We start from the raw sequence: 19,874 nt of genomic DNA on the forward strand, positions 1-19,874 counted from the left end.
TCGCCAATATTCTTATACGCGATAGGAGGCGTTTAATTCACCAGTCTAAAACGATAATTAAAATTCAGTTCATTGACTCTCTGTGTTTGAAAGCTTTTTATCCAACGATTATCTTGAGAATCATAATGATAATTTTCCCGAATAAAATTAATTTGTTCGATGGTATAGTAAGGCCCTATTTCATCACTATCAATATGACTAAGAGGTCCACGGCTATCCACATCCACAAACTCTACACTACTAATTATTTTTGAGTTATTTCTATAATAAATATAATGTTTGATATGTTCAACAAGGATCGGTTTACCAACCAATTGCAAGTGTTCATCGAAACCCTGATATAAAAATGACGACTTGAACATATCTAAATCTTGTTGCCAATTTATATTTTTGAAGTGTGCTAAATGCTGTTTATAACTAAATCGATTTAATATGTTGTCTGAAGGAGGGAAACCAAGTGCAGCACGAATACCTTCTCTGGCTTTTTCATCCCAGCATAGAGATTCACCGAGCTCATCTTCAATTTTTTCTACTGCGCGAATACCTGTATATACCATCCCTCCAATTAATAAGGAACCCGCAACAATTAAACCAACGACAGGTATTACCGATGAGCCAATGATTATACCAATTATAGTTACACCACCCACAATAATGTTAGCAATTGACAAAGAACCATTCACAATTAAGTCTTGGCGCTCTTTATCATTTGTAACCCTGTCTAGTTGTTCAAATGCTTCACAAGCTTGATAAATATCTAATCCCATTCCAATTAAATTAAATATAATTGTAATACGAGCTGTAATTTTTGATGATACATTAAATGACCCGTATTGCTTGTAAGCCAGCTTAAGTAAAATGGGCTGCAAGACCATATCCCCATAATTAAAAAATGCATTTGCACAGGCCAAATCAAGGTTTTTCTGTGTCTCCCTTTTTTCTTGCTCTGATAGAGCAGGATTATCTAATTCATCAATCAACTGGTAAACAGAGTTGATCGTTAAAAATATCCCTGTCGAACCGATTCCTTGTCCGAAATAATTAGCTATTTTGGCATAGGCTGGTAATTTCATGCCGATGCGCCGTAAATCCCCCACTGCTTTATCTACACCTGCTTGATTATCAAGTTGTGATCCCTGAATAATTTGCAATTGTTCATGTAGTACTGCCCGTGGTTGGATCTCTGAGTTAACATCAATGCGTCGTGTTATTTGGTCATTTTGCAAACTCTTATTAAGCATTTTAATGAGATTAGTATCTTTTAGATCCTCAGTTAAAAAGGTTAGTTGGAAGGCTAATTTATCAGGATTAAATTTAACATCCCCCTCCCAGTTAAGTACCTGAATATGCTTAAAATCTAGTGGCTCACCATTTATTGTTGCCCCAATATCTCTAAGTTTATTTAATGATGTTACCTGCTCGCCAAAAGTAACTTCCGTATCATCAATCACTGATATTGCTGATGACTTAAAAAAAATATCTAGCTCACTCATTATGCTTTGCCGCATCCTGAGGTATGCTTCACTCTCTGTATTTATGATTTGCACTTCACCAAACAAGGCTTCGCCTACTTTGTGCTTAAATCCCGCAATATTTCCTCTGGTTGATACTGAGCCATCCTCTTGCATTATTTCTTGGTTAATATAATCATTAAAAACATTAGATAAGTGTTTCTTTGCCTGATTAAATTCTGAATGGCCAATAACAAGTTCAACACCTGTCGTATCAGATAAAGTTAAAAAATACTTATCATTACGTGAATAGCTTGTAATTGTATATATTTCCTTATCACTTTGAAAAGTGATAATCTGATTATTTTCCATATTATCAAATAATAATATGTGAGATTGCTCGTTAATTTCATTAGAAATAGCTCCTAATAAATCAAGATTCGATTGATATATTTCATCAAATCTATTGAGCACTTCTTGCTCTTTATTGGTAATATTACTTAATTCTTTTTTACGTGTTAGCTTGGTTAAAACCTCAAATTTTTCATTAAGTTGCAAACTTTGTTCGTCAGCTAAATTGCTATGCTGTAAAAAGCGTAAAAAGCAGATATTCTCAAATGAATGTATTTCAACTGGCAATTTATTTACTGTAACATTGAACCCCACTTTATATGATAACTGAGATAATGCTGCATAATTCGATTTTCGTTTTTCATGTAAATCTAAAGTTAATCTAAATTCTTCTTTTAATAACTTTTCGTTTCCAAATGGAGTTTTAATATCTATATAGAGGATTAAAAAATCATCAATATATTGATTATATTCTCTTAATTTCATTGGATCTTGGACTAGTTTTAAAACTTCTGCATGATTAAAGCCTTGCCCACTAGGGAATAGCTCACTCAAACGTTTTATAGACTGCTTACCTAAGTAGTTTATTTTTTCAGGTTGGAGGCTCAAAAACTCCAAAATATTTTTTACTTCAATAGCTTGCTGTTTAATGCTAGTGGTGTCATCATCAATAAATATTGAATTCCACATATGAGAGAAATCATTTTCATTCTCAGCGTCACAAATTTTATTAATTTTTTTACTGATAATGGGGTCATATGCTGCAATATTTATTTTGTTCTTATCGACACTTCCATCTTGGAATGTAAAATACCCTTTTAAATAAAGATGTTTATTAATATCAATATGCTCTGCTAGTAAATTACCTAGACTAATATCTTCAAGTAATGCTTTTATTTTATGTCTTGGTTCAAAATTATTTTCTAAAAAAACTTTAGTATATATCCCATTTGTTTTTAGCTTACTCGTTAACTCCTCGCCAAAAATCACCTTTTCTTCTTTTGTCAAAAGTGCCTTTTTATCGGTTAAATATAGAATAATATTTTCTGGCATTTTAAAACCATATCTTGTTTTTAACACATTTAATGAGTTTGCATAATTTTGAATAAAACCAGGTTCAGAATGAATATTGTCTATTAATATCCACTGTTGTTTAGTTACTTTTAGTAAATGCTCTATGTCGCCATACTCTGAGAAAAATTCCATTGTATTCGGGTTTAATTGAAACAATAATGTGCTATTAGGGAGCTCATTAACGAGATCTTCAGCATATTTTTTGCCTACAACGCCTCTTCCTGAGCGAATAATAATTTTGACAGTATCGTTGATTTTTTGCGGATTAGCATTCACATTGATTTTATTAATCATTAACCATAATGGTGTTTCTAATATTCCAACATTTTCATATTCACGAATTAGTTCACTTCTAAAATCACTATTAAATTGAGTATCTTTCGCATTTAACTTCTGTTTAAAAATAGCGTATGCATCATGATTAAAAGCCACTTTTTTAATCAAATCAATATCGATTTTATACTCATTATTTGGATCCCTAAAAATATCCATAGCAGTAGAATGCTCATCTTTGATTAACTGCCAAACTTCTAACTCACCACTTCTTAGCTCACCGATAAAATATAAACTGGCATGCTTTCCATTAATATAGCTCTGTTGGTTAGTTTGGTTAATATTAATTTCCAACCGCCAATTTTTAGTAGACTGTTTTTCCCCTGCTAAATTATATGGCCAAGTTATTTTTTTACTGTCACTCGTGATACCGATAGGTCGATTATAACCTACTACTGGAAGGTATATTCCATACTTAGCTAATTCGACACTTGCCCTAAAAACAAAGTTTTCATTTACCCCCCCGCGTCCTAATTGGCAGCCTGCCAAAACAATCTTATTAGGTGGATATGCCTTCAGTACATCATTTTTAAGATACTTCAAACCTGTAATAAGTTGGTAAGCTTGGTACCCTTCAAGGTGGCTTTGCTGGTTACGTCCAGTATATTGACCATGGCCAATAACCGCCCAACGTATTTTCCCTTTAACTTGAGTTTGTAAATCACCATGTAGTACTTTCCACTGTTCATTTTTAATATCAAACTGTATAACAAGTGAATTACTAGGAAATTTTGCTAATAATCTCCCCGTTGATTTAGCTGCTGAGTCATCACCTCCTATTTGGATTAAAACATGATAATTATATGTCGAGTCACTTGTAGGCCGACTCATTAAATGATGAAAAATTGTAAGCCTTGTGAATTCATCTATAGGATTAAACCAGTTAGATATATTTTTAAGTTCGGAGGACTGCTCCCCTACTAATGGCCTGCCATCTATGTGTTCTGTTAAAAATATAAAATCATCATCTTTATTAATTATTTCATCATTAGTTTTCTTATCATTTATATTTATCATCTAAATTTTCTTTCCTTGTCAAATTAAAACCCATCTTCAACTTAACAAGATTGCCACATCAGTAAAATATATAAAAAACAATTAAGATTAACTACAACTAACAACGCTCAAGATAATTTCTCTATTAAAATATAAGCCATCAAATCGATATGATACACAATCATTTTAATGATTATATTATGTTTACTTGTAATTATATTATATGCATGTAATTATTTGGATTCATTTCTACTTTCTGCGAAGGCCATATATGAACAATTTCGAATTTTATAACCCCACTCGTATCATGTTTGGTGAAGGTAAAATCAGTGAACTTGACCGAGTTATCCCTAAAAATGCTAAGGTTCTTATTTTATTTGGCGGTGAAAGTGCAAGAAAAACAGGAACCTTAAATGAAGTTGAGCAAGCTTTAGGATCTCGAACATTCGATCATTTTGGTGGAATTGAGGCTAATCCTCGTTATGAAACCTTGATAAAAGCGGTCGATAAAATTGAAAAGGAAGGCTTTGACTACTTGCTGGCTGTTGGTGGCGGTTCGGTCATTGATGGCGTTAAATTTGTTGCGGCAGCGGTAAATTATCCAGGTGATAAGTGGGAAGTGGTCACCAATAGAGGCACTACCATAAATACTGCGCTACCGTTTGGAACTGTATTAACATTACCTGCTACAGGTTCTGAAATGAACAAAGGTTCTGTGATTACTCGTGAAGAACTACACTCTAAACTTGCATTTATGAGTGACCACGTATTTCCTCAGTTCTCTATTCTTGACCCAGTCAAAACCTATACCTTACCGGCTCGTCAAATCAGTAATGGTGTCGTTGACGCTTTTGTTCATGTGATTGAACAATATTTGACTTATCCAGTAAATGCCTATGTACAAGATGCATTTGCAGAAGGTTTATTGAAGACATTAATCGAAATTGGACCTAAAGCGCTAGAGACTCCGAAAGATTATGATATTCGGGCTAATTTAATGTGGACAGCCACATTGGCTTTAAACGGTTTAATCGGTGTTGGTGTTCCACAAGACTGGTCTACCCATATGTTAGGTCACGAAATTACTGTGTTGTATGGTTTGGATCATGCACAAACACTCGCGATTGTTCTACCGTCCATGCTGACAGAAAAATTAGCCCAAAAACAGGCCAAATTAGTGCAATATGCCGAACGAGTTTGGGGAATTACGTCAGGTACAGAACAAGAGAAAGCACTCAAATCCATTGAGTTAACTCGAGAGTTCTTTGAAAAAATGCGAGTGGGTACTCGTTTCAGTGACTACCAGCTGAATCAAGATGTTATTGAGCCCTTAGTCAATAGCTTGGCTGCACATGGTATGGTGAAATTAGGTGAGCACCAAGATATTAATTTAGATATTAGCCGCCGAGTATATACTGCCGCTTTATAATGTTTACTTCTTTCGAAAAGGTGCAAAATTGCACCTTTTTCTATTTTAACGTCAAGATTCCTTCGCCTTATAACTCACTTTAAATTCTTGGTGATTACAACAGCATATAACATTTAATTATCAAGATTGTATTTCATATTACCAGATTTTTAATTGAGAATGGTACATTAGCATCAGCAAAATATTGTTTTCAATTTTGAGCATTAATCACCATATCTCACCGCAGTAAATTTAGGTATTTTATAGCTTACAGAACGTCTGAAACAAATCTATAACAACAATTAATGAGTTAGGTTGTGTGCCATGTTATCTAAATTTAATATATCAAACAGTGCATTACTTGCATCGTCACTGCTCTTAACTATTGGGCGTGGTGCGACATTGCCCTTCATGGCTATTTACCTGACCCGTGAATATAAAATGGCTATTGATATTGTTGGTGTTGCAATGTCAATGGCTATGGTAGTCGGTGTTTTATTTAGCATGGGTTTTGGCATGCTAGCTGACCGCGTAGACAAAAAACGCTGTATGTTATTTGCTGTTATCGCCTTTATTTGTGGGTTTATTGCAATACCTATCGTTAATAATGCAATTTTAGTTATTATTTTCTTTTCACTAATAAATTGCTCTTATTCCGTATTCTCTACGGTACTAAAAGCGTATTTCGCAGATACCCTCACCGTTGCATTAAAAGCAAAAATATTTTCCTTAAACTATACCTTTATTAATATAGGCTGGACCGTTGGACCACCAATTGGTACTTGGTTATTAATGTATAGTATTAACTTGCCATTCTATTTAGCCGCAATTTCTGCCGCTTTTCCGATATTTTTTATACAAAGGTTTGTACAGAGCATAAAGCCGACACCATTAGGAGAAGGCCAAATCCGTAAATGGAACCCTGTCGCTATGCTACGAGACCAAGTGCTAGCTTGGTTTATTTTATCAACGTTTTTAGGCTCATTAGTTTTCGGTACTTTTACGACTTGGATATCCCAGTACGCCATTACTGTAGCGGACAGTGATTTCGCTCAAGTGGTTATTGGTGTTATTTTGCCTGTGAATGCGATTGTCGTGGTGACGTTGCAATATACCGTCGGAAAACGCATCACCCCAGATAATTTAAGAAAATTAATGACATTAGGCAGTCTATTTTTTATTTTAGGGTTGGCAACCTTTATGTATGCCCATGAAAATTTATACCTTTGGGCTCTTGGTGCCTTTATTTTCACTCTGGGTGAATTAATTTATGCCCCTGGTGAATATATGCTGATTGATAGTATTGCACCAGACGGAATGAAGGCTAGTTACTTTTCGGCCCAATCTCTAGGGCTGCTTGGTGGTGCATTTAATCCGATGTTAACAGGGGTTGTATTAACAGAACTTCCACCCTATTTTATTTTTATTATTCTTATGTTTATTACATTTTTAGCTTGGCTATCCATGTTAAATGGAATGCGTCTAAGAAAGAAACAACTATTAGTTGCCCAATAGCACTCTTTTCTCCACTGAAAAACCATTTTCGGTGGAGAAAAATAAGCAATCTACTATCTTTTTATTCTCTGTCTTTTCTCTGTCTTGTCGGGAAAACTAAAAAAATAGCGGAGCTCAAGAATATAACAATCATGATCATAGAAATCACAAGGTGACCTTTCGAAAAAAATAAAGAAAATACGGGTAGTGCAGATAATAAAACCAAGTTGTTCACACTCTCGGATATCGACAAGACAAAACCTTTATTCTCTGCACTTTGCCTTGCTAACATTGAGGTACTTATGGGAGATGCTAATCCCAACATCCCCCCAAGAATAGTTAAGCATAAGCCATGACCAATTAACGAAAGCCACCCACTAAGAAATAACATAATCGCAGCCATGATTATTAAAATAATAACAATGAGTTTTGTATTATTTGACGTCTTAATCCTCTCTATTCTTGCAACCAAACCATTGCCACATAATAATCCGACCCCGAATAATCCCATTAGACTGCCAACTTCAACGCTTTCTAAGTGTGATCTTTGCCTTAATATTTCACCCGCAAGCAGAAACATACAGACTGACACCCCATTCCATAGACCTTTCGCTAATATAAGTCGAACAATACCTTTTTGTTTAATCGCTATGAAAGATAATTTTTTACTGGTTACTTTTTGTGAACGAGGTAGCGTAAATATCCCTATGATGAATACCACTAAGCACCCTACCGCGGTATAAATAAATGGCGCGTACCACGCAAAATACTGAACTAATGCCCCAGCGATGATAGGCCCGGTAATAATACCGACAGTCATTCCCATCATAATGTTTCCCATTGCTGCAGCTTGCTTACTTTCGCTCATCACATCAGCAATAAGGGCAAAGATAACCGGAACAAGTGCGGCAGATGCTAATCCACCAAATCCTCTTAAAACTAGTGCAATCAATAAATTAGGCGCAAAAATAATAACCAAGCTATCAAGTGATAATAACAAAAGAGCCATGAGTACAATTTTTCGTTTATCAATTCGATCTGATAAGAAACCTATAATAGGCGCTGCCAAGGTATAGGCCAATGCATAAGCTGATATCAACCAAGCAATTTGGTCGGGCTGAACATGAAAAACATTTGCTAACGGCGATAAAATCGCCGATAACATGAATTCTGCGGTACCCACAAGGTATACCGCTACTGCGGATAAAAGCAGCAGGTAATGAGTAGATATCATAATATTCTCGTTTTGATATACATCGAATTTCCAACCATTGTTTATGATTGGTACTTATAAAATTTGAATTTTAAAAAAGTAGTTGAGGTAAGTTTTTTGGTAGCAAGCCACTAGGGCGCAGTCAAGCTGACTACTGGAAAAATTGAGATATTAATTGGGATAGCATACTGAAAGTATGAGGCTGAAGAGATACCTATTAAATCTTAAATATTAATTAAATTCAAGTAATACCGACTAAGTTAAATATATATTAACTATCATTTAATCATCTTGAATTCAGAAGAGTTAATTCTCACACTTATTTTATTATATCTTTATTTTGATACGTGAAATCTCCTATAAAAAGGGACTAATTCCTACAATTAATCGATGATTTGCCTCTTCCATATCAAAAAAAACTCACATTAACTATTTTATAATGCTCAAACAATAACAAGATGGGTGCTTCCATGTTTAGTTATTAAATTAATTGAAAAGAACAGTTTATTTAATAATTACATTAAAGCATGTTTAGGCTAACGGAAGGTGTATAAACATGAATATCACTGCTCGGCTGAAATTCGTTTCATTTCTTCAATTTTTTATCTGGGGCTCATGGCTGGTTACTTTTGCGTCTTACCTCTTCAATACCTTACATTTCAAAGGTGGTGAAATTGGCCTGATTTTTAGTACATTAGGCATCTCAGCTTTATGTTCACCGATTATTATCGGATTTATTGCAGATAAAATTAATAACCGAAAACTGGTGTATATTGCTTCACATATTATTTCTGCTGTATTTTTGATCGCAATGGCGCATAGTGACTCAATAACCTTGCTATTTATTATGACATTAGTTCACCTAATGTTTTATATGCCAACTATTTCCGTTTGTAATAGCATTGTTTTTGAGATGTTGAGCGCAAAAAAACTCGATTCGGATGTTTATTTTCCCAAAATACGCGTTTACGGCACCGTAGGTTTTATTGTTGCTATGTGGACAATTAGCTTATTAAAATTGGAAATGAGTTTTTATCAATTATATGTAGGTGCGATCGCATCCGTGGTCCTCAGTATCTTTTCTATTTTCTTTATTTCAACACAGGCCTGTAAAATTGAGAAAAAAGAACAGAAATCTAGCTTTAGTTGTCAAAATATTATTTTACTCTTTAAAAAGGGGCGAGTTGCAGTATTCTTGTTTTTTGCCATGCTATTAGGTTCTGTCTTACAAATTACCAATACCTTTGGCGTTCCCTTTTTACAAGATATGGCATTAATGCCTGAAGCTAGAGGCTCGGTTTTTTCTGAATACCCCACTATCTTTTTATCGATATCGCAATTTTCAGAAATTGTCTTTATTTTACTCTTGCCGCTGTTACTCAAAAAATTCAAAATTGAAACCATCTTATTTATGAGTATGATTGCATGGATTTTACGACTAGGCTTATTTGCTTATGGTGATTTCACTGCGATTGGTACACTGGCATTATTTTTATCCATGGTTGTATACGGCTGTGCATTTGATTTCTTTAATATCGCAGGAGCACTATTTTTGGAAAAAGAAATTGCGCCCGAATTTCGTTCAACAGCACAAGGCGTATTCACCACATTAGTCAATGGATTTGGTACGTTTTTAGGGGCGGTATTATGTGGTTGGGTTATCGAGCTTAATACCGTCAATGGTATAGTAGATTGGAAAACCTTCTGGATGATTTTTACAGGTTACACGGCCAGTTTTACACTTCTCTATGTGATTTACTTATTCTATTCTAAAAATAGTCAACCGAAACCCACCATTCAATGACTATTATTCCCCTTATTCATGACTCATATCTACTGAATAAGGGGTTTTATATTATTTTAAGCTTGTGACTTTTAATGCTTCCCCTAATATTTTAATTGCATTGCGTCGCCTTGCGATTAATGGAAGCGCATAGTTTATTCGCAAATGATTAAGGAAACATCCGCCGGTCGAGAAATGTTCCCCTGTTAAAACGGTGACTTTATTACGATGTAGAATATCGAGTAATTTACGACTATCAACCGGTAGATGTTCAACCCACAATGAAAATCCTCCTTGTGGCCGCGAAATACGAGTATTAGCAGGAAAATGGGTTTCAACTAACTCTTTATATTGGCATGTTACTTCTAAAAGTAAAACTTTAGTTCTAGATACTATATTGTGTTTACTAAACAGCACCTATTATATATTAATATAGGTGCTGTTTATTTTAAATATTCTAATTAAGGTAGTTCACTAGAAATAATTATATGAATACTATGGTTACCCGTGATCCCCTTAGCTATCATTAACTATTATCTGCCTTATACTGGGCTTCTTTTAACAATAGCGCTTGTTTTCGGTCAATGCCCCAACGATAGCCTGAAAGGTCACCATTACTCTTAACCACTCGGTGACAAGGAATAGCGACAGCTAACATATTTGCACCACAGGCATTAGCTACCGCTCTGACGGCACTAGGCTTGCCAATTTTTTCTGCTATATCACTGTAACTTACTGTTTCCCCTACTGGAATATTACGTAAAGCTTGCCAAACGCGTTGTTGAAATGCAGTGCCTTGAATGTCTAATGGTAAATTTAATCCAATTTCAGGTGCTTCAATAAAACCTACCACCTGAGCAACCAGTTGCTCAAAGCCGTCATCTCCTCCAATCAGCTCTGCTTTTGGGAATTTATCCTGTAAATTATTCAATAACTGCTCAGGGTCATCCCCTAACAAAATGGCGCAAACACCTATCGGACTTTGTGCAACCAATAGTGTCCCTAATGAGCAAACCGCAAGAGCAAAGTAAATTTTACTGCCCCCCCCTCCTGATTTCCATTCACTCGGCGTCATTCCTAGTCGTTGAGATGAGGCTTCATAAAAGCGACTATTTGATTGATAACCCGCATCATAAATAGCGTCAGTAATTCGTTTTTTTTCTTGAAGCCGTTGTTGCAAGGTTTTATGGCGAAATGCATCCGCATAGGCTTTTGGTGTTAACCCTATTTGCGCTTTAAACAAACGGTGGAAATGATAGCGACTCATACCAATGTAACTAGCTAATGCAGCCAAACTCACCGTTTGCTCTTGCTGTTCAATATAACGACAAGCTTTCTCAATTTGCTCTTGATAAAATTGGGTTAATTGTGATGTTTCTGTCCGAAAGCGTTTTCCTGCACGATAGCCTTGTTCAATCGCTTGTTGCTCATTATCAAAAAACTCAACATTATTTATATTTGGTAAACGGCCAGCAGCAGACGGATGGCAATAAATAGCAGAGGTTCTTACACCGTAAACAAAGTGACCATCCGCGGCTTTATTCCTTTCAACCACCGCTTGCCATCTCTGTTCTGGCGTATTCCACAAATTTTTAGTTGTCATCATGTCGCCCTTCTTTAGTTAATTGCATTAATTATGACAAACTACAATTGCAAAAAACTCCGAACATTGCTTTTTAATTCAAGTTTTATTTATTCCGTGCGAGGGATCCTTTTAATCCACTTAACGGTGATTTTACATTAATTATCAAATGAAGAATAAGTACAATAAAATTAGCTGCATGCAATTTCAGTTTCCATTTTAGAATCGGATTTTTTGCGAAAAACAACCAGAATAACCATAATTCCCAAAACAGCGACTAGTGCCCCCATAAAACTAATCATTGAATAGCTATACCCATAGGATAAAACTATCCCACCAATTGCTGCGCCAATGGCATTTCCTAAATTAAAGGCACCTATATTAACGGAGGACGCTAAGGCTTGCGCACCTTTTGCTGCATTCATGACTAACATTTGAATAGGAGGAACAATACCAAAGCTAAAAATACTCCATACCATTAGGCCGACACCCGCACCAAATGCATTTACCGCAATAAATGGGAATATAGCCATGCTTAATGCCAACATAATGAAAAATATTATTAAAGTGCTAAAAAGTGACTTATCTGCAAATAACCCACCAATATAATTACCAACAGTAAAGCCTATACCGATAATCACTAACATTATTGTGACCATTTGGTCTGAAGCCTGAATAAAATTCATTAACATTGGTGTAATATAGGTATACAACGTAAACATTGCGCTCGCACCTAACACAGTAGATAACATGCCTAACAGGACTTGAGGGCGCCGTAAAATACGCAATTCATTTTTTACATCCACTTTTGTCCCCATTAGGTTATTTGGTAAAGCCCAAATTAAACTTATAATCGTCAAAATGCCTAAAATTGAAATTAAATAAAATGCCTGCCTCCATCCTACGACTTGTGTTAATTTCGTCATCAAAGGTACGCCACCAATATTGGCTATTGTTAACCCCATGAACATAGCCGCTATTGCACTTGCTTGTTTTCCTGGAGGAACCACGCTTGCCGCAACAATTGCGCCTAATCCAAAAAATGCACCATGATTTAAACTGGTAATAAAACGAGAAAGTGACAGGGTCACCAAATCAGGTGACATTGCCGATAATACATTCCCAATAGTGAAGATCGACATCAAAAATACTAATGCTATTTTAGGGCGCCTTTTGACTAACAATAGCGTCATAATAGGTGCACCAACCATAACTCCAAGGGCATAAATAACCACTATCACACCCACAGAAGGAATGTCTTCTTTAAGATTGTCAGCAATATAAGGAAGCATTCCCATTGGTGAAAATTCTGTTGCTCCAATAGCAAAAGCCCCTATTGCTAATGCTAGTAATGCCGTGTTAATTCTCATTTAAAAACCTTATTGAAATAAATTATTAACATTTTTATTAATGAGCAGAATTTTTTCACATTGATACTCAATGAAAAAGGCGTTAAGGTGAAAATAACTTTTGCCGGATATGCAATAATGAAAATAACTTTTGAAGAGCTTCAGGCCTTTATTAGCGTTGTAGATTGTGGTTCTATCACCACAGCAGCAGAGCAATTAAACATGACAATATCGACAGTAAGTCGTTTATTGCTCAGGCTTGAAGAAAAAATAAATACGACGTTAATCTACCGAACAACTCGTTCAATTAAACTTAGTGATGAAGGCGCTGCATTTTTGCAGAAATCGCGAAAAATAGTTGAACTAGCTCAAGAAGCTGAAGATATGCTCTCAATACGACAGACTGTTCCTTCAGGTAAATTACGGATAGATGCATCAACTCCCTTTTTGACTCATGTTATTGCCCCATTGATTCCACAATTTTATGCACTTTATCCGCAAATCGAACTTGAGATCCATAACTATGAAGGAATTACTAATCTGTTAGAAAAACGAATTGATGTAGCTTTTCGTATTGGAGTCCTCAAAGATTCTTCACTCAATGCCACCTTATTAGGTTTTAGTCGACAACGACTCGTTGCCAGCCCTGATTATCTTGAAAAATATGGCGTACCGGAAAGTATTGAAGAATTAAAACAACACTGTTTATTAGGCTTCACTCAACCTGATTCATTAAATATTTGGCCAATAAAAACTCATGATGGGGATTTATTTAAGATTTCACCTGATATTTCAGGCACTAGCGGCGAAGTTTTATTTCACCTTGCAGTTCAAGGTGCAGGCATTTTATGTTCAGCTGATTTCGTCACACTAGACGCTTTCGCTCGTGGTGAATTAGTACAAGTATTAGAAAAGAAAACCATTAAAACTCGCCAACCTATAAATGCCGTTTACTATCGTAACCAAGCTGTTTCACCACGCTTACGCTGTTTCATTGAATTTATAAAAAAATACTCAACAAAGATTGAACCACATTAATATTATTTATTTTTCCGTTCTTTTTGTTCAATACGTTTTTTAAATCCCGTTAACGTCATCCCTGTATGCCGTTTAAAATAGCGACATAAATAAGATGTATCTTCAAAGTTTAATTCATCCGCAATTTGCTTAATGGATAAATTACCAATTTCTAATAATGCCTTTATTTCTAGAATCACTTGCCTATCAATCAATACCTTTGGTGAGTCTTTAAAAAAACTTTGACTAATTTTAGATAAGTAAAATGGTGTGATCGACAATTGCTCCGCATAAAATTTCACTTCTTTATGCTGTTTACAGTAGGTCGTAATTAAGCCCCAAAAACGCCAGCACAGTTGCTCTTGGCGGCTTTTATTTTCTGGTTTGATAGAAGTGTGTTGTGCATGATTACTAATTTCTAAAAATAAATTTTGCAAATGATTTTTTAATTGTAATAGCCCATGACCACTCCAGTTAGACACGATAGTTAGAAGAATATATCTCCAGCTTTCAAATAGTGCAGCTTTTTCTAATGGCGTTGAAATCACAGGGAAGTCATTAAAAAAAGCAAAAAGTTGATGTGGTAATGCATAAGCAATTTCTACTGCTAGCTTTTTATCAATCAACCAATACTCCAAACGAAATTTGCGTGATTTGGCTTGTAGCATTGCAAAGGAATCATCGTACAAAACGATTATGTCGTTTTTTCGTACTGGATACCGTTTGAAATTAATATTGAATGTTGCATATCCTTGCTTGCACACACAAACCGCCACATAAGATGTTTTAATCGGTTTAAATTGCATTTTATCCATATGGCTTTCACCAATCCGAATGACTTCAGGCAAATCAATTTGATAATTTTTTAAATGCATCATGATCGTTGTACTTTAATTTGCACCATATCGCACTACCATAACAAATAAGTTGTTATAAGTACCTAAAATGAACAAGTTATGCCCTTATTTTATTTCTATAAATACCTAAAATAACTTTCAAGTTAGGAGATAGCGTAATGAGGAGATGATAAAATGGTACTTACAACAAATAGGTTAATATTGCGTCCTTGGCAAGAAACAGATGCCGCGGATTTATATTTCTATGCAAAAGATGAAAGAATTGGCCCAATCGCAGGTTGGCCTACTCACAAAAGCGAAGAAGAAAGTCTTTCTATTATCAAAAATATTTTTATGCGTGATGAAATTTACGCTGTGACGTTAAAAAATGAGAACCAAGCTATTGGCTTGATTGGTTTATCATTCAGCCATGAAAGTAATTTTCCTATTGGTGAAAATGACGCAGAAGTTAGCTATTGGGTTGGTGTACCGTTCTGGGGAAAAGGCATTATTCCAGAATCAATTAACGCCATCATTCACCATGCTTTCACTGATTTAAAATTAGATAATTTGTGGTGCGGTTACTTTCAAGGTAACGAACAATCTAAAATTGCTCAAGAAAAATGTGGCTTCAAATACTATGCAACTCTTGAACCACAATTTATTGAATTAATTGGCGAAACTAAAACAGAAGATATTAGTAAAATAACAGCTAAAGAGTGGCAAGCTCGACAGTAATATTTGATTCTATCTATACATATGGCCAACATTTATCTGTTTGGCCTTTTTCTTATTAATTTATTGTCACAACGTATTTCAAACTACATAAAATTATTCTACCGTGTTCCTATTAATGCTATGATTTTTCAACAATTATAAAATTCATATTTTCTCTCGGATCACAGGTAAACACATGCAGGACTATGGTATTTGGACCGTTATCACTCCCATTGTGACTATAATATTGGCGATATTAACTCGCCAAGTCATGCTTTCATTAATGTTAGGAATACTCGTTGGTTTTACTGTCATTCATGACCACAACGTATTATTAGGTGTACAAGGTACCGTTGATGGTATTATTGATACATTTTCATCTGCAGGAAATACGCGAACAATTGTCTTTATGGTTATGATCGGTGGGATCATGAGACTTGTTGTGGTTACAGGTGGCGTTCGTGCTTTAGTTCAGTTACTTACCAATAAGACAAAATTAATTAAAAACCGTAAATCTACTCAGTTGCTCGCCATTATCATTACTTCTCTTATTTTTATTGAAAGTTCAATTAACCAATTAGTCGCTGGAGCTTCAACTAAAAATCTCGCACGACAATATGGTGTTGCCCCTGAAAAAATGTCCTATATTATCCAAACTGCGTGTGTTTCTGTTTGTTCCTCTGCCATCATCAATGGGTGGGGAGCGGTAATAATGGGGTTAATTGGGGTACAAATTTCCCAAGGGCTGATTCAAGGCGAGCCTTTTGATATTTTAATTACGTCGATTGGTTACAATTTAATGGCGTGGTTATCCATTATAACGATCCTATTCTATGTATTTACTAATATTTCATGGGGTCCCATGAAAAAAGCAGAAGATACATACCAACAAAATTTTATTGCTGGGAACATTTCTCAATTACAACGTCAGGATAACGAAGAAGAGATTATTGACCACCCTAATGCTCATTCTTCATTAAATTTCTTTATACCTATTTTATCTACAGTATTAATGGTCCCTATCGCACTATATATCACAGGTGATGGTGACTTTAGTAAAGGAAGCGGTTCGACATCCGTATATTGGGGAGTCATGTTTGGTACTATGGTATCTTTCTGTTGGTTTATCGGTCGACGGTTACTAAATATTGATGCTTTCTTTAAAGAATTGTTTATCGGTTATGCCAATATGCTAAAAATTAGCTCCATTATGATTTTAGCATTTTTAATGGGTAATGTTTCTGCTGAGTTAAATACAGGTGCTTATATTGCTGAAGTCACTCAAGGCGTTATGGCCCCAGGTTTTTCTATTGGTTTTATCTTTATAATTAGCGCCATTATGTCTTTAGCAACAGGCACCTCTTGGGGTACTTTCGCAATAATGATCCCTATCGGAGTTCAATTAGGTTTATCTGTAGGAATGCCTGTGGAATATATGATTGGTGCAGCAATTTCTGGCTCAATATTTGGCGATATGACCTCTCCAATTTCTGCGGATGCTATTGTTGCATCAATGGCGACAGACTGCGAACATATTGAGCATATTCGAACACAGATGCCTTATGCACTAGTGACTGCCAGTATTGTTCTTGCTATTTACCTTTACCTTGGTTTCTCTTATTAATTATTGGGAATTTAGATGTCTCTTCAACAACGACTAGCACAGTTTGCAAAAATAGATTTACTTAACGCATCGACTCCGCTTAATCGATTGAATAATTTATCGCGTAAGTTTGGTCGTGAGATTTATATAAAGCGTGATGATATGACTCCCCTTGCCATGGGGGGAAATAAACTGCGTAAACTAGAATTTTTAATGGCTGATGCATTAGCCAAAAAAGCAAAAATTATTGTTACTGCGGGGGCAATTCAATCAAACCATGTCCGCCAAACAGCCGCAGTTGCCGCTATGCATGGGCTTGAATGCGTTGCATTGTTAGAAAATCCAATTTAAAGCGATAATCCTAACTTTCTTCATAATGGTAATAAATTATTAACTGATTTATTTGCCACTCGTTGTGTTATGTGTGACGAACTAACCGATCCGCAATCTCAACTGGAAGAATTAATAAAAACACTTTCTCTTAAAGATGCCTATATTGTCCCTGTTGGAGGGTCAAATGCATTAGGTGCCTTAGGCTATATTCAATGTGCTATTGAAATAGCTCAGCAGAAGCCAGAACATATAGAATTTGACAAAGTTATTGTTGCCTCCGGGAGTGCCGGAACGCATGCAGGGCTTGCCATTGGCTTGCAAGAACTATTACCACAAAGCCAAGTAATTGGTGTCACCGTTTCAAGAAAACAACAAGACCAAGCCCCTAAAGTTGAAAAATTGCAATCCGAACTGGCTCAATGGCTGGATCTAACTAAAACACCCAAAGTACAACTATGGGATAACTTCTTTACCCCCATGTACGGAATGCCAAACCAAAAAGGCCTCGCAGCAATCAATTTATTAGCGAGGCAAGAAGGTATTTTATTAGACCCAGTTTATACCGGTAAAGCCATGGCTGGATTAATTGACTACTTAGAAAACTCTGAAGAAAAAACCCCCATTCTATTTGTTCATACAGGTGGAGCCCAAGCGTTATTTGCTTACTCAGATATTAGCCAAACAATTAAATAATCATCATCAGATAAAAGGGCTAAATAGTCCTTTTATCTTCTCTCTAATACCAAAAATGCTCTATTTTTCCTCTTCTATGACATTTATCAATTGATTGCTATACACTGATAAAGCACAGGAGAAAACATTTATGAACCAAGTTCCCCATATACTAAGAAAAGCAACGAAACACGACGCGTTATTGCTACATAAAATAGGTACGGAAAGTTATTTGCATCATTTTGCTACATTATGGAATAGCCAAAATGAACTTAACTCATATTTAAATCAAGAATACAGCACAACTAAAATCACTGAAGACCTTAATCAACAGCATATTGATTGGTATGTTATTGAAAATAGGAGCCCAATCGGTTTAGTAAAACTAACCTATCACTCCTGTATACCTGAAACTAATTTAGTTGGTACTTTGTTAAATAAGCTTTACTTTTCTCCTGGCGCTACAGGTAAAGGTTATGGAAAAACCGTATTTAAATTTATTGAAGCGCTCGCAAAACAACAAGGTGACTCTTTGCTATGGCTAGATGTTCTCGCAAGTAACACTCGAGCAATGGCATTTTATCAGTCAAACGATATGCATATTCTAAAAGAAATGTTATTTACAAGCGAAACACAGAAATCTCTTGAATATATTATGAGCAAAACACTTTAACTGAATATATTGTAACTATAGGATATTCATGAAAAATACAATTCTTATTACTGGTGCGACAGGCCAGGTTGGTCATTACCTTATCCAATCATTACAGAACAAAGGCTATCATGATATTGTTTTAGCGGTTAGAGATCCTGCTAAGTTGAAAAACACACCTTATCGAACTGTTGTTATGGATTATGATAAGCCAGATACTATTGAAACCGCTTTACAGGGTATAGATTCCGTTTTCATGATGACGGGCTATACCATTGATATGCTTGTACAAAGTAAGGTCTTCGTTGATATTGCAAAAAAATCGGCCGTGAAATATATCGTGCACTTAGGTGCCTGTGGGGACGATAGCGCTCAAGTGGCCCATTGGGCATGGCACCAGCTTATTGAACGCTATATTGAATGGTCAGGAATACAATTTACTCACCTTCGCCCCGAATCTTATATGCAAAACTTACTGGGTTATCAAGGAGATGAAAACTTACAAAAAGGTGTCTTGCGCTCTTATTTTGGCAATGCAGTACTCAGTTGGGTAGACTGTGCCGATGTTGCTGAACTAGCGGCTTATTGCTTACTTAACCCGCAACAGCATGCAAGCCAAATTTATCGTCTTGGTTATGAAGACAAAAACTACACACAAATAGCTGAATTATTAACAGAACAATTGGGGATCCCTTTCAGCTATCAGGCAGAAAATCCCAATGAGTTTTGGCAACATGCCGTTAAAAATAATTTAGAACTCGCTTATATGAAAAGTATCTATGACCATTATGTCGCTTTTACCAATGGGGAATTAGACCGTTCAGGAATAATTTTTGATAATTTTCAAACTATAACGGGTAAAGCGCCAACATCACTAAAAGAATTTATTTTAAAACATCAAGAAAAATTCAAATAAACTTAAAATAGGCCTCTAATTTGGCCTATTTTTATATTATTTTTTATTCGCAATAAGTATTCTCCAAAAATTAATATTCCGCCGATAAAGGTCA

14 protein-coding genes and 1 pseudogene are annotated in these 19,874 nt (G+C 35.5%); 9 read left to right on the plus strand and 6 right to left on the minus strand.

Features of this window, described 5'->3' with window-relative positions; all coding sequences use genetic code 11:
• Positions 1 to 32: 32 nt before the first annotated feature.
• A complete protein-coding gene (locus tag PR725_RS07125) occupies positions 33 to 4,226 on the minus strand; it encodes a C80 family cysteine peptidase (protein WP_272568304.1) in 4,194 nt (1,397 codons plus the stop codon).
• Between the two features lie 250 nt (positions 4,227 to 4,476).
• Between PR725_RS07125 and PR725_RS07130 the strand changes: the two genes are divergently transcribed.
• Both PR725_RS07130 and ydeE read left to right on the plus strand, forming a co-directional pair.
• Complete coding sequence (locus PR725_RS07130) at positions 4,477 to 5,634, plus strand: iron-containing alcohol dehydrogenase (protein ID WP_109912223.1); 1,158 nt, start codon at positions 4,477 to 4,479, stop codon at positions 5,632 to 5,634.
• A gap of 303 nt (positions 5,635 to 5,937) precedes the next feature.
• The gene (gene ydeE, locus PR725_RS07135; protein ID WP_004910890.1) at positions 5,938 to 7,128 is read left to right on the plus strand and encodes an efflux MFS transporter YdeE; all 1,191 of its coding nucleotides are present in this window, start codon (positions 5,938 to 5,940) and stop codon (positions 7,126 to 7,128) included.
• A gap of 61 nt (positions 7,129 to 7,189) precedes the next feature.
• Here the strand turns inward: ydeE and PR725_RS07140 are convergent, their stop codons facing one another.
• Positions 7,190 to 8,341 carry an MFS transporter gene (locus PR725_RS07140; protein ID WP_109912222.1) on the minus strand — a complete coding sequence of 384 codons (1,152 nt, stop codon included), beginning with the start codon at positions 8,339 to 8,341 and terminating at the stop codon, positions 7,190 to 7,192.
• 535 nt (positions 8,342 to 8,876) lie between these two features.
• Between PR725_RS07140 and PR725_RS07145 the strand changes: the two genes are divergently transcribed.
• Positions 8,877 to 10,124, plus strand: a complete 1,248-nt coding sequence (locus PR725_RS07145) for an MFS transporter (protein ID WP_109912221.1) — start codon at positions 8,877 to 8,879, stop codon at positions 10,122 to 10,124.
• A 51-nt stretch (positions 10,125 to 10,175) separates the two neighbouring features.
• Here PR725_RS07145 and PR725_RS07150 read toward each other — a convergent pair whose 3' ends face one another.
• The 3 genes from PR725_RS07150 to PR725_RS07160 form a co-directional block, all read right to left on the minus strand.
• Positions 10,176 to 10,385: a hypothetical protein gene (locus PR725_RS07150; protein ID WP_004910885.1), complete on the minus strand. Its 210-nt coding sequence runs from the start codon at positions 10,383 to 10,385 to the stop codon at positions 10,176 to 10,178.
• Between the two features lie 244 nt (positions 10,386 to 10,629).
• Positions 10,630 to 11,706 (minus strand): bifunctional DNA-binding transcriptional regulator/O6-methylguanine-DNA methyltransferase Ada, encoded by a 1,077-nt coding sequence (ada, locus tag PR725_RS07155; RefSeq protein WP_109912220.1) that lies wholly within the window; start codon positions 11,704 to 11,706, stop codon positions 10,630 to 10,632.
• 170 nt (positions 11,707 to 11,876) lie between these two features.
• On the minus strand, positions 11,877 to 13,055 hold the full coding sequence (locus PR725_RS07160; RefSeq protein ID WP_109912219.1) for an MFS transporter: 1,179 nt from the start codon (positions 13,053 to 13,055) through the stop codon (positions 11,877 to 11,879).
• Between the two features lie 117 nt (positions 13,056 to 13,172).
• Here PR725_RS07160 and PR725_RS07165 point away from each other — a divergent pair, with 117 nt between their 5' ends.
• Entirely contained in the window at positions 13,173 to 14,072 is a 900-nt protein-coding gene (locus PR725_RS07165; RefSeq protein ID WP_272568308.1) for a LysR family transcriptional regulator, read from the plus strand.
• A 2-nt stretch (positions 14,073 to 14,074) separates the two neighbouring features.
• Here the strand turns inward: PR725_RS07165 and PR725_RS07170 are convergent, their stop codons facing one another.
• Positions 14,075 to 14,929 (minus strand): helix-turn-helix domain-containing protein, encoded by an 855-nt coding sequence (locus PR725_RS07170; protein WP_109912217.1) that lies wholly within the window; start codon positions 14,927 to 14,929, stop codon positions 14,075 to 14,077.
• Between the two features lie 153 nt (positions 14,930 to 15,082).
• Between PR725_RS07170 and PR725_RS07175 the strand changes: the two genes are divergently transcribed.
• The 5 genes and pseudogenes from PR725_RS07175 (at position 15,083) to PR725_RS07195 (ending at position 19,780) form a co-directional block, all read left to right on the plus strand.
• Complete coding sequence (locus PR725_RS07175; protein ID WP_004910874.1) at positions 15,083 to 15,625, plus strand: GNAT family N-acetyltransferase; 543 nt, start codon at positions 15,083 to 15,085, stop codon at positions 15,623 to 15,625.
• Between the two features lie 175 nt (positions 15,626 to 15,800).
• Positions 15,801 to 17,228, plus strand: a complete 1,428-nt coding sequence (locus PR725_RS07180; protein ID WP_004910864.1) for a Na+/H+ antiporter NhaC family protein — start codon at positions 15,801 to 15,803, stop codon at positions 17,226 to 17,228.
• A gap of 15 nt (positions 17,229 to 17,243) precedes the next feature.
• Positions 17,244 to 18,233 (plus strand): annotated as a pseudogene (locus PR725_RS07185) (D-cysteine desulfhydrase).
• 130 nt (positions 18,234 to 18,363) lie between these two features.
• The gene (locus PR725_RS07190; RefSeq protein ID WP_109912216.1) at positions 18,364 to 18,885 is read left to right on the plus strand and encodes a GNAT family N-acetyltransferase; all 522 of its coding nucleotides are present in this window, start codon (positions 18,364 to 18,366) and stop codon (positions 18,883 to 18,885) included.
• Between the two features lie 28 nt (positions 18,886 to 18,913).
• A complete protein-coding gene (locus PR725_RS07195; RefSeq protein WP_109912215.1) occupies positions 18,914 to 19,780 on the plus strand; it encodes an SDR family oxidoreductase in 867 nt (288 codons plus the stop codon).
• The last annotated feature ends 94 nt before the right edge of the window (positions 19,781 to 19,874 follow it).

Source organism: Providencia sp. PROV255 (genome assembly GCF_028478065.1).
Classification (GTDB): Bacteria; Pseudomonadota; Gammaproteobacteria; order Enterobacterales; family Enterobacteriaceae; genus Providencia; species Providencia rettgeri.

Bases quoted from the DNA above. Each gene is read 5' to 3' on its own strand.
- PR725_RS07125 (WP_272568304.1), bottom strand. From the start codon at position 4,226: ATGATAAATATAAATGATAAGAAAACTAATGATGAAATAATTAATAAA.
- PR725_RS07130 (WP_109912223.1), top strand. From the start codon at position 4,477: ATGAACAATTTCGAATTTTATAACCCCACTCGTATCATGTTTGGTGAA.
- ydeE (WP_004910890.1), top strand. From the start codon at position 5,938: ATGTTATCTAAATTTAATATATCAAACAGTGCATTACTTGCATCGTCA.
- PR725_RS07140 (WP_109912222.1), bottom strand. From the start codon at position 8,341: ATGATATCTACTCATTACCTGCTGCTTTTATCCGCAGTAGCGGTATAC.
- PR725_RS07145 (WP_109912221.1), top strand. From the start codon at position 8,877: ATGAATATCACTGCTCGGCTGAAATTCGTTTCATTTCTTCAATTTTTT.
- ada (WP_109912220.1), bottom strand. From the start codon at position 11,706: ATGACAACTAAAAATTTGTGGAATACGCCAGAACAGAGATGGCAAGCG.
- PR725_RS07160 (WP_109912219.1), bottom strand. From the start codon at position 13,055: ATGAGAATTAACACGGCATTACTAGCATTAGCAATAGGGGCTTTTGCT.
- PR725_RS07165 (WP_272568308.1), top strand. From the start codon at position 13,173: ATGAAAATAACTTTTGAAGAGCTTCAGGCCTTTATTAGCGTTGTAGAT.
- PR725_RS07170 (WP_109912217.1), bottom strand. From the start codon at position 14,929: ATGATGCATTTAAAAAATTATCAAATTGATTTGCCTGAAGTCATTCGG.
- PR725_RS07175 (WP_004910874.1), top strand. From the start codon at position 15,083: ATGGTACTTACAACAAATAGGTTAATATTGCGTCCTTGGCAAGAAACA.
- PR725_RS07180 (WP_004910864.1), top strand. From the start codon at position 15,801: ATGCAGGACTATGGTATTTGGACCGTTATCACTCCCATTGTGACTATA.
- PR725_RS07190 (WP_109912216.1), top strand. From the start codon at position 18,364: ATGAACCAAGTTCCCCATATACTAAGAAAAGCAACGAAACACGACGCG.
- PR725_RS07195 (WP_109912215.1), top strand. From the start codon at position 18,914: ATGAAAAATACAATTCTTATTACTGGTGCGACAGGCCAGGTTGGTCAT.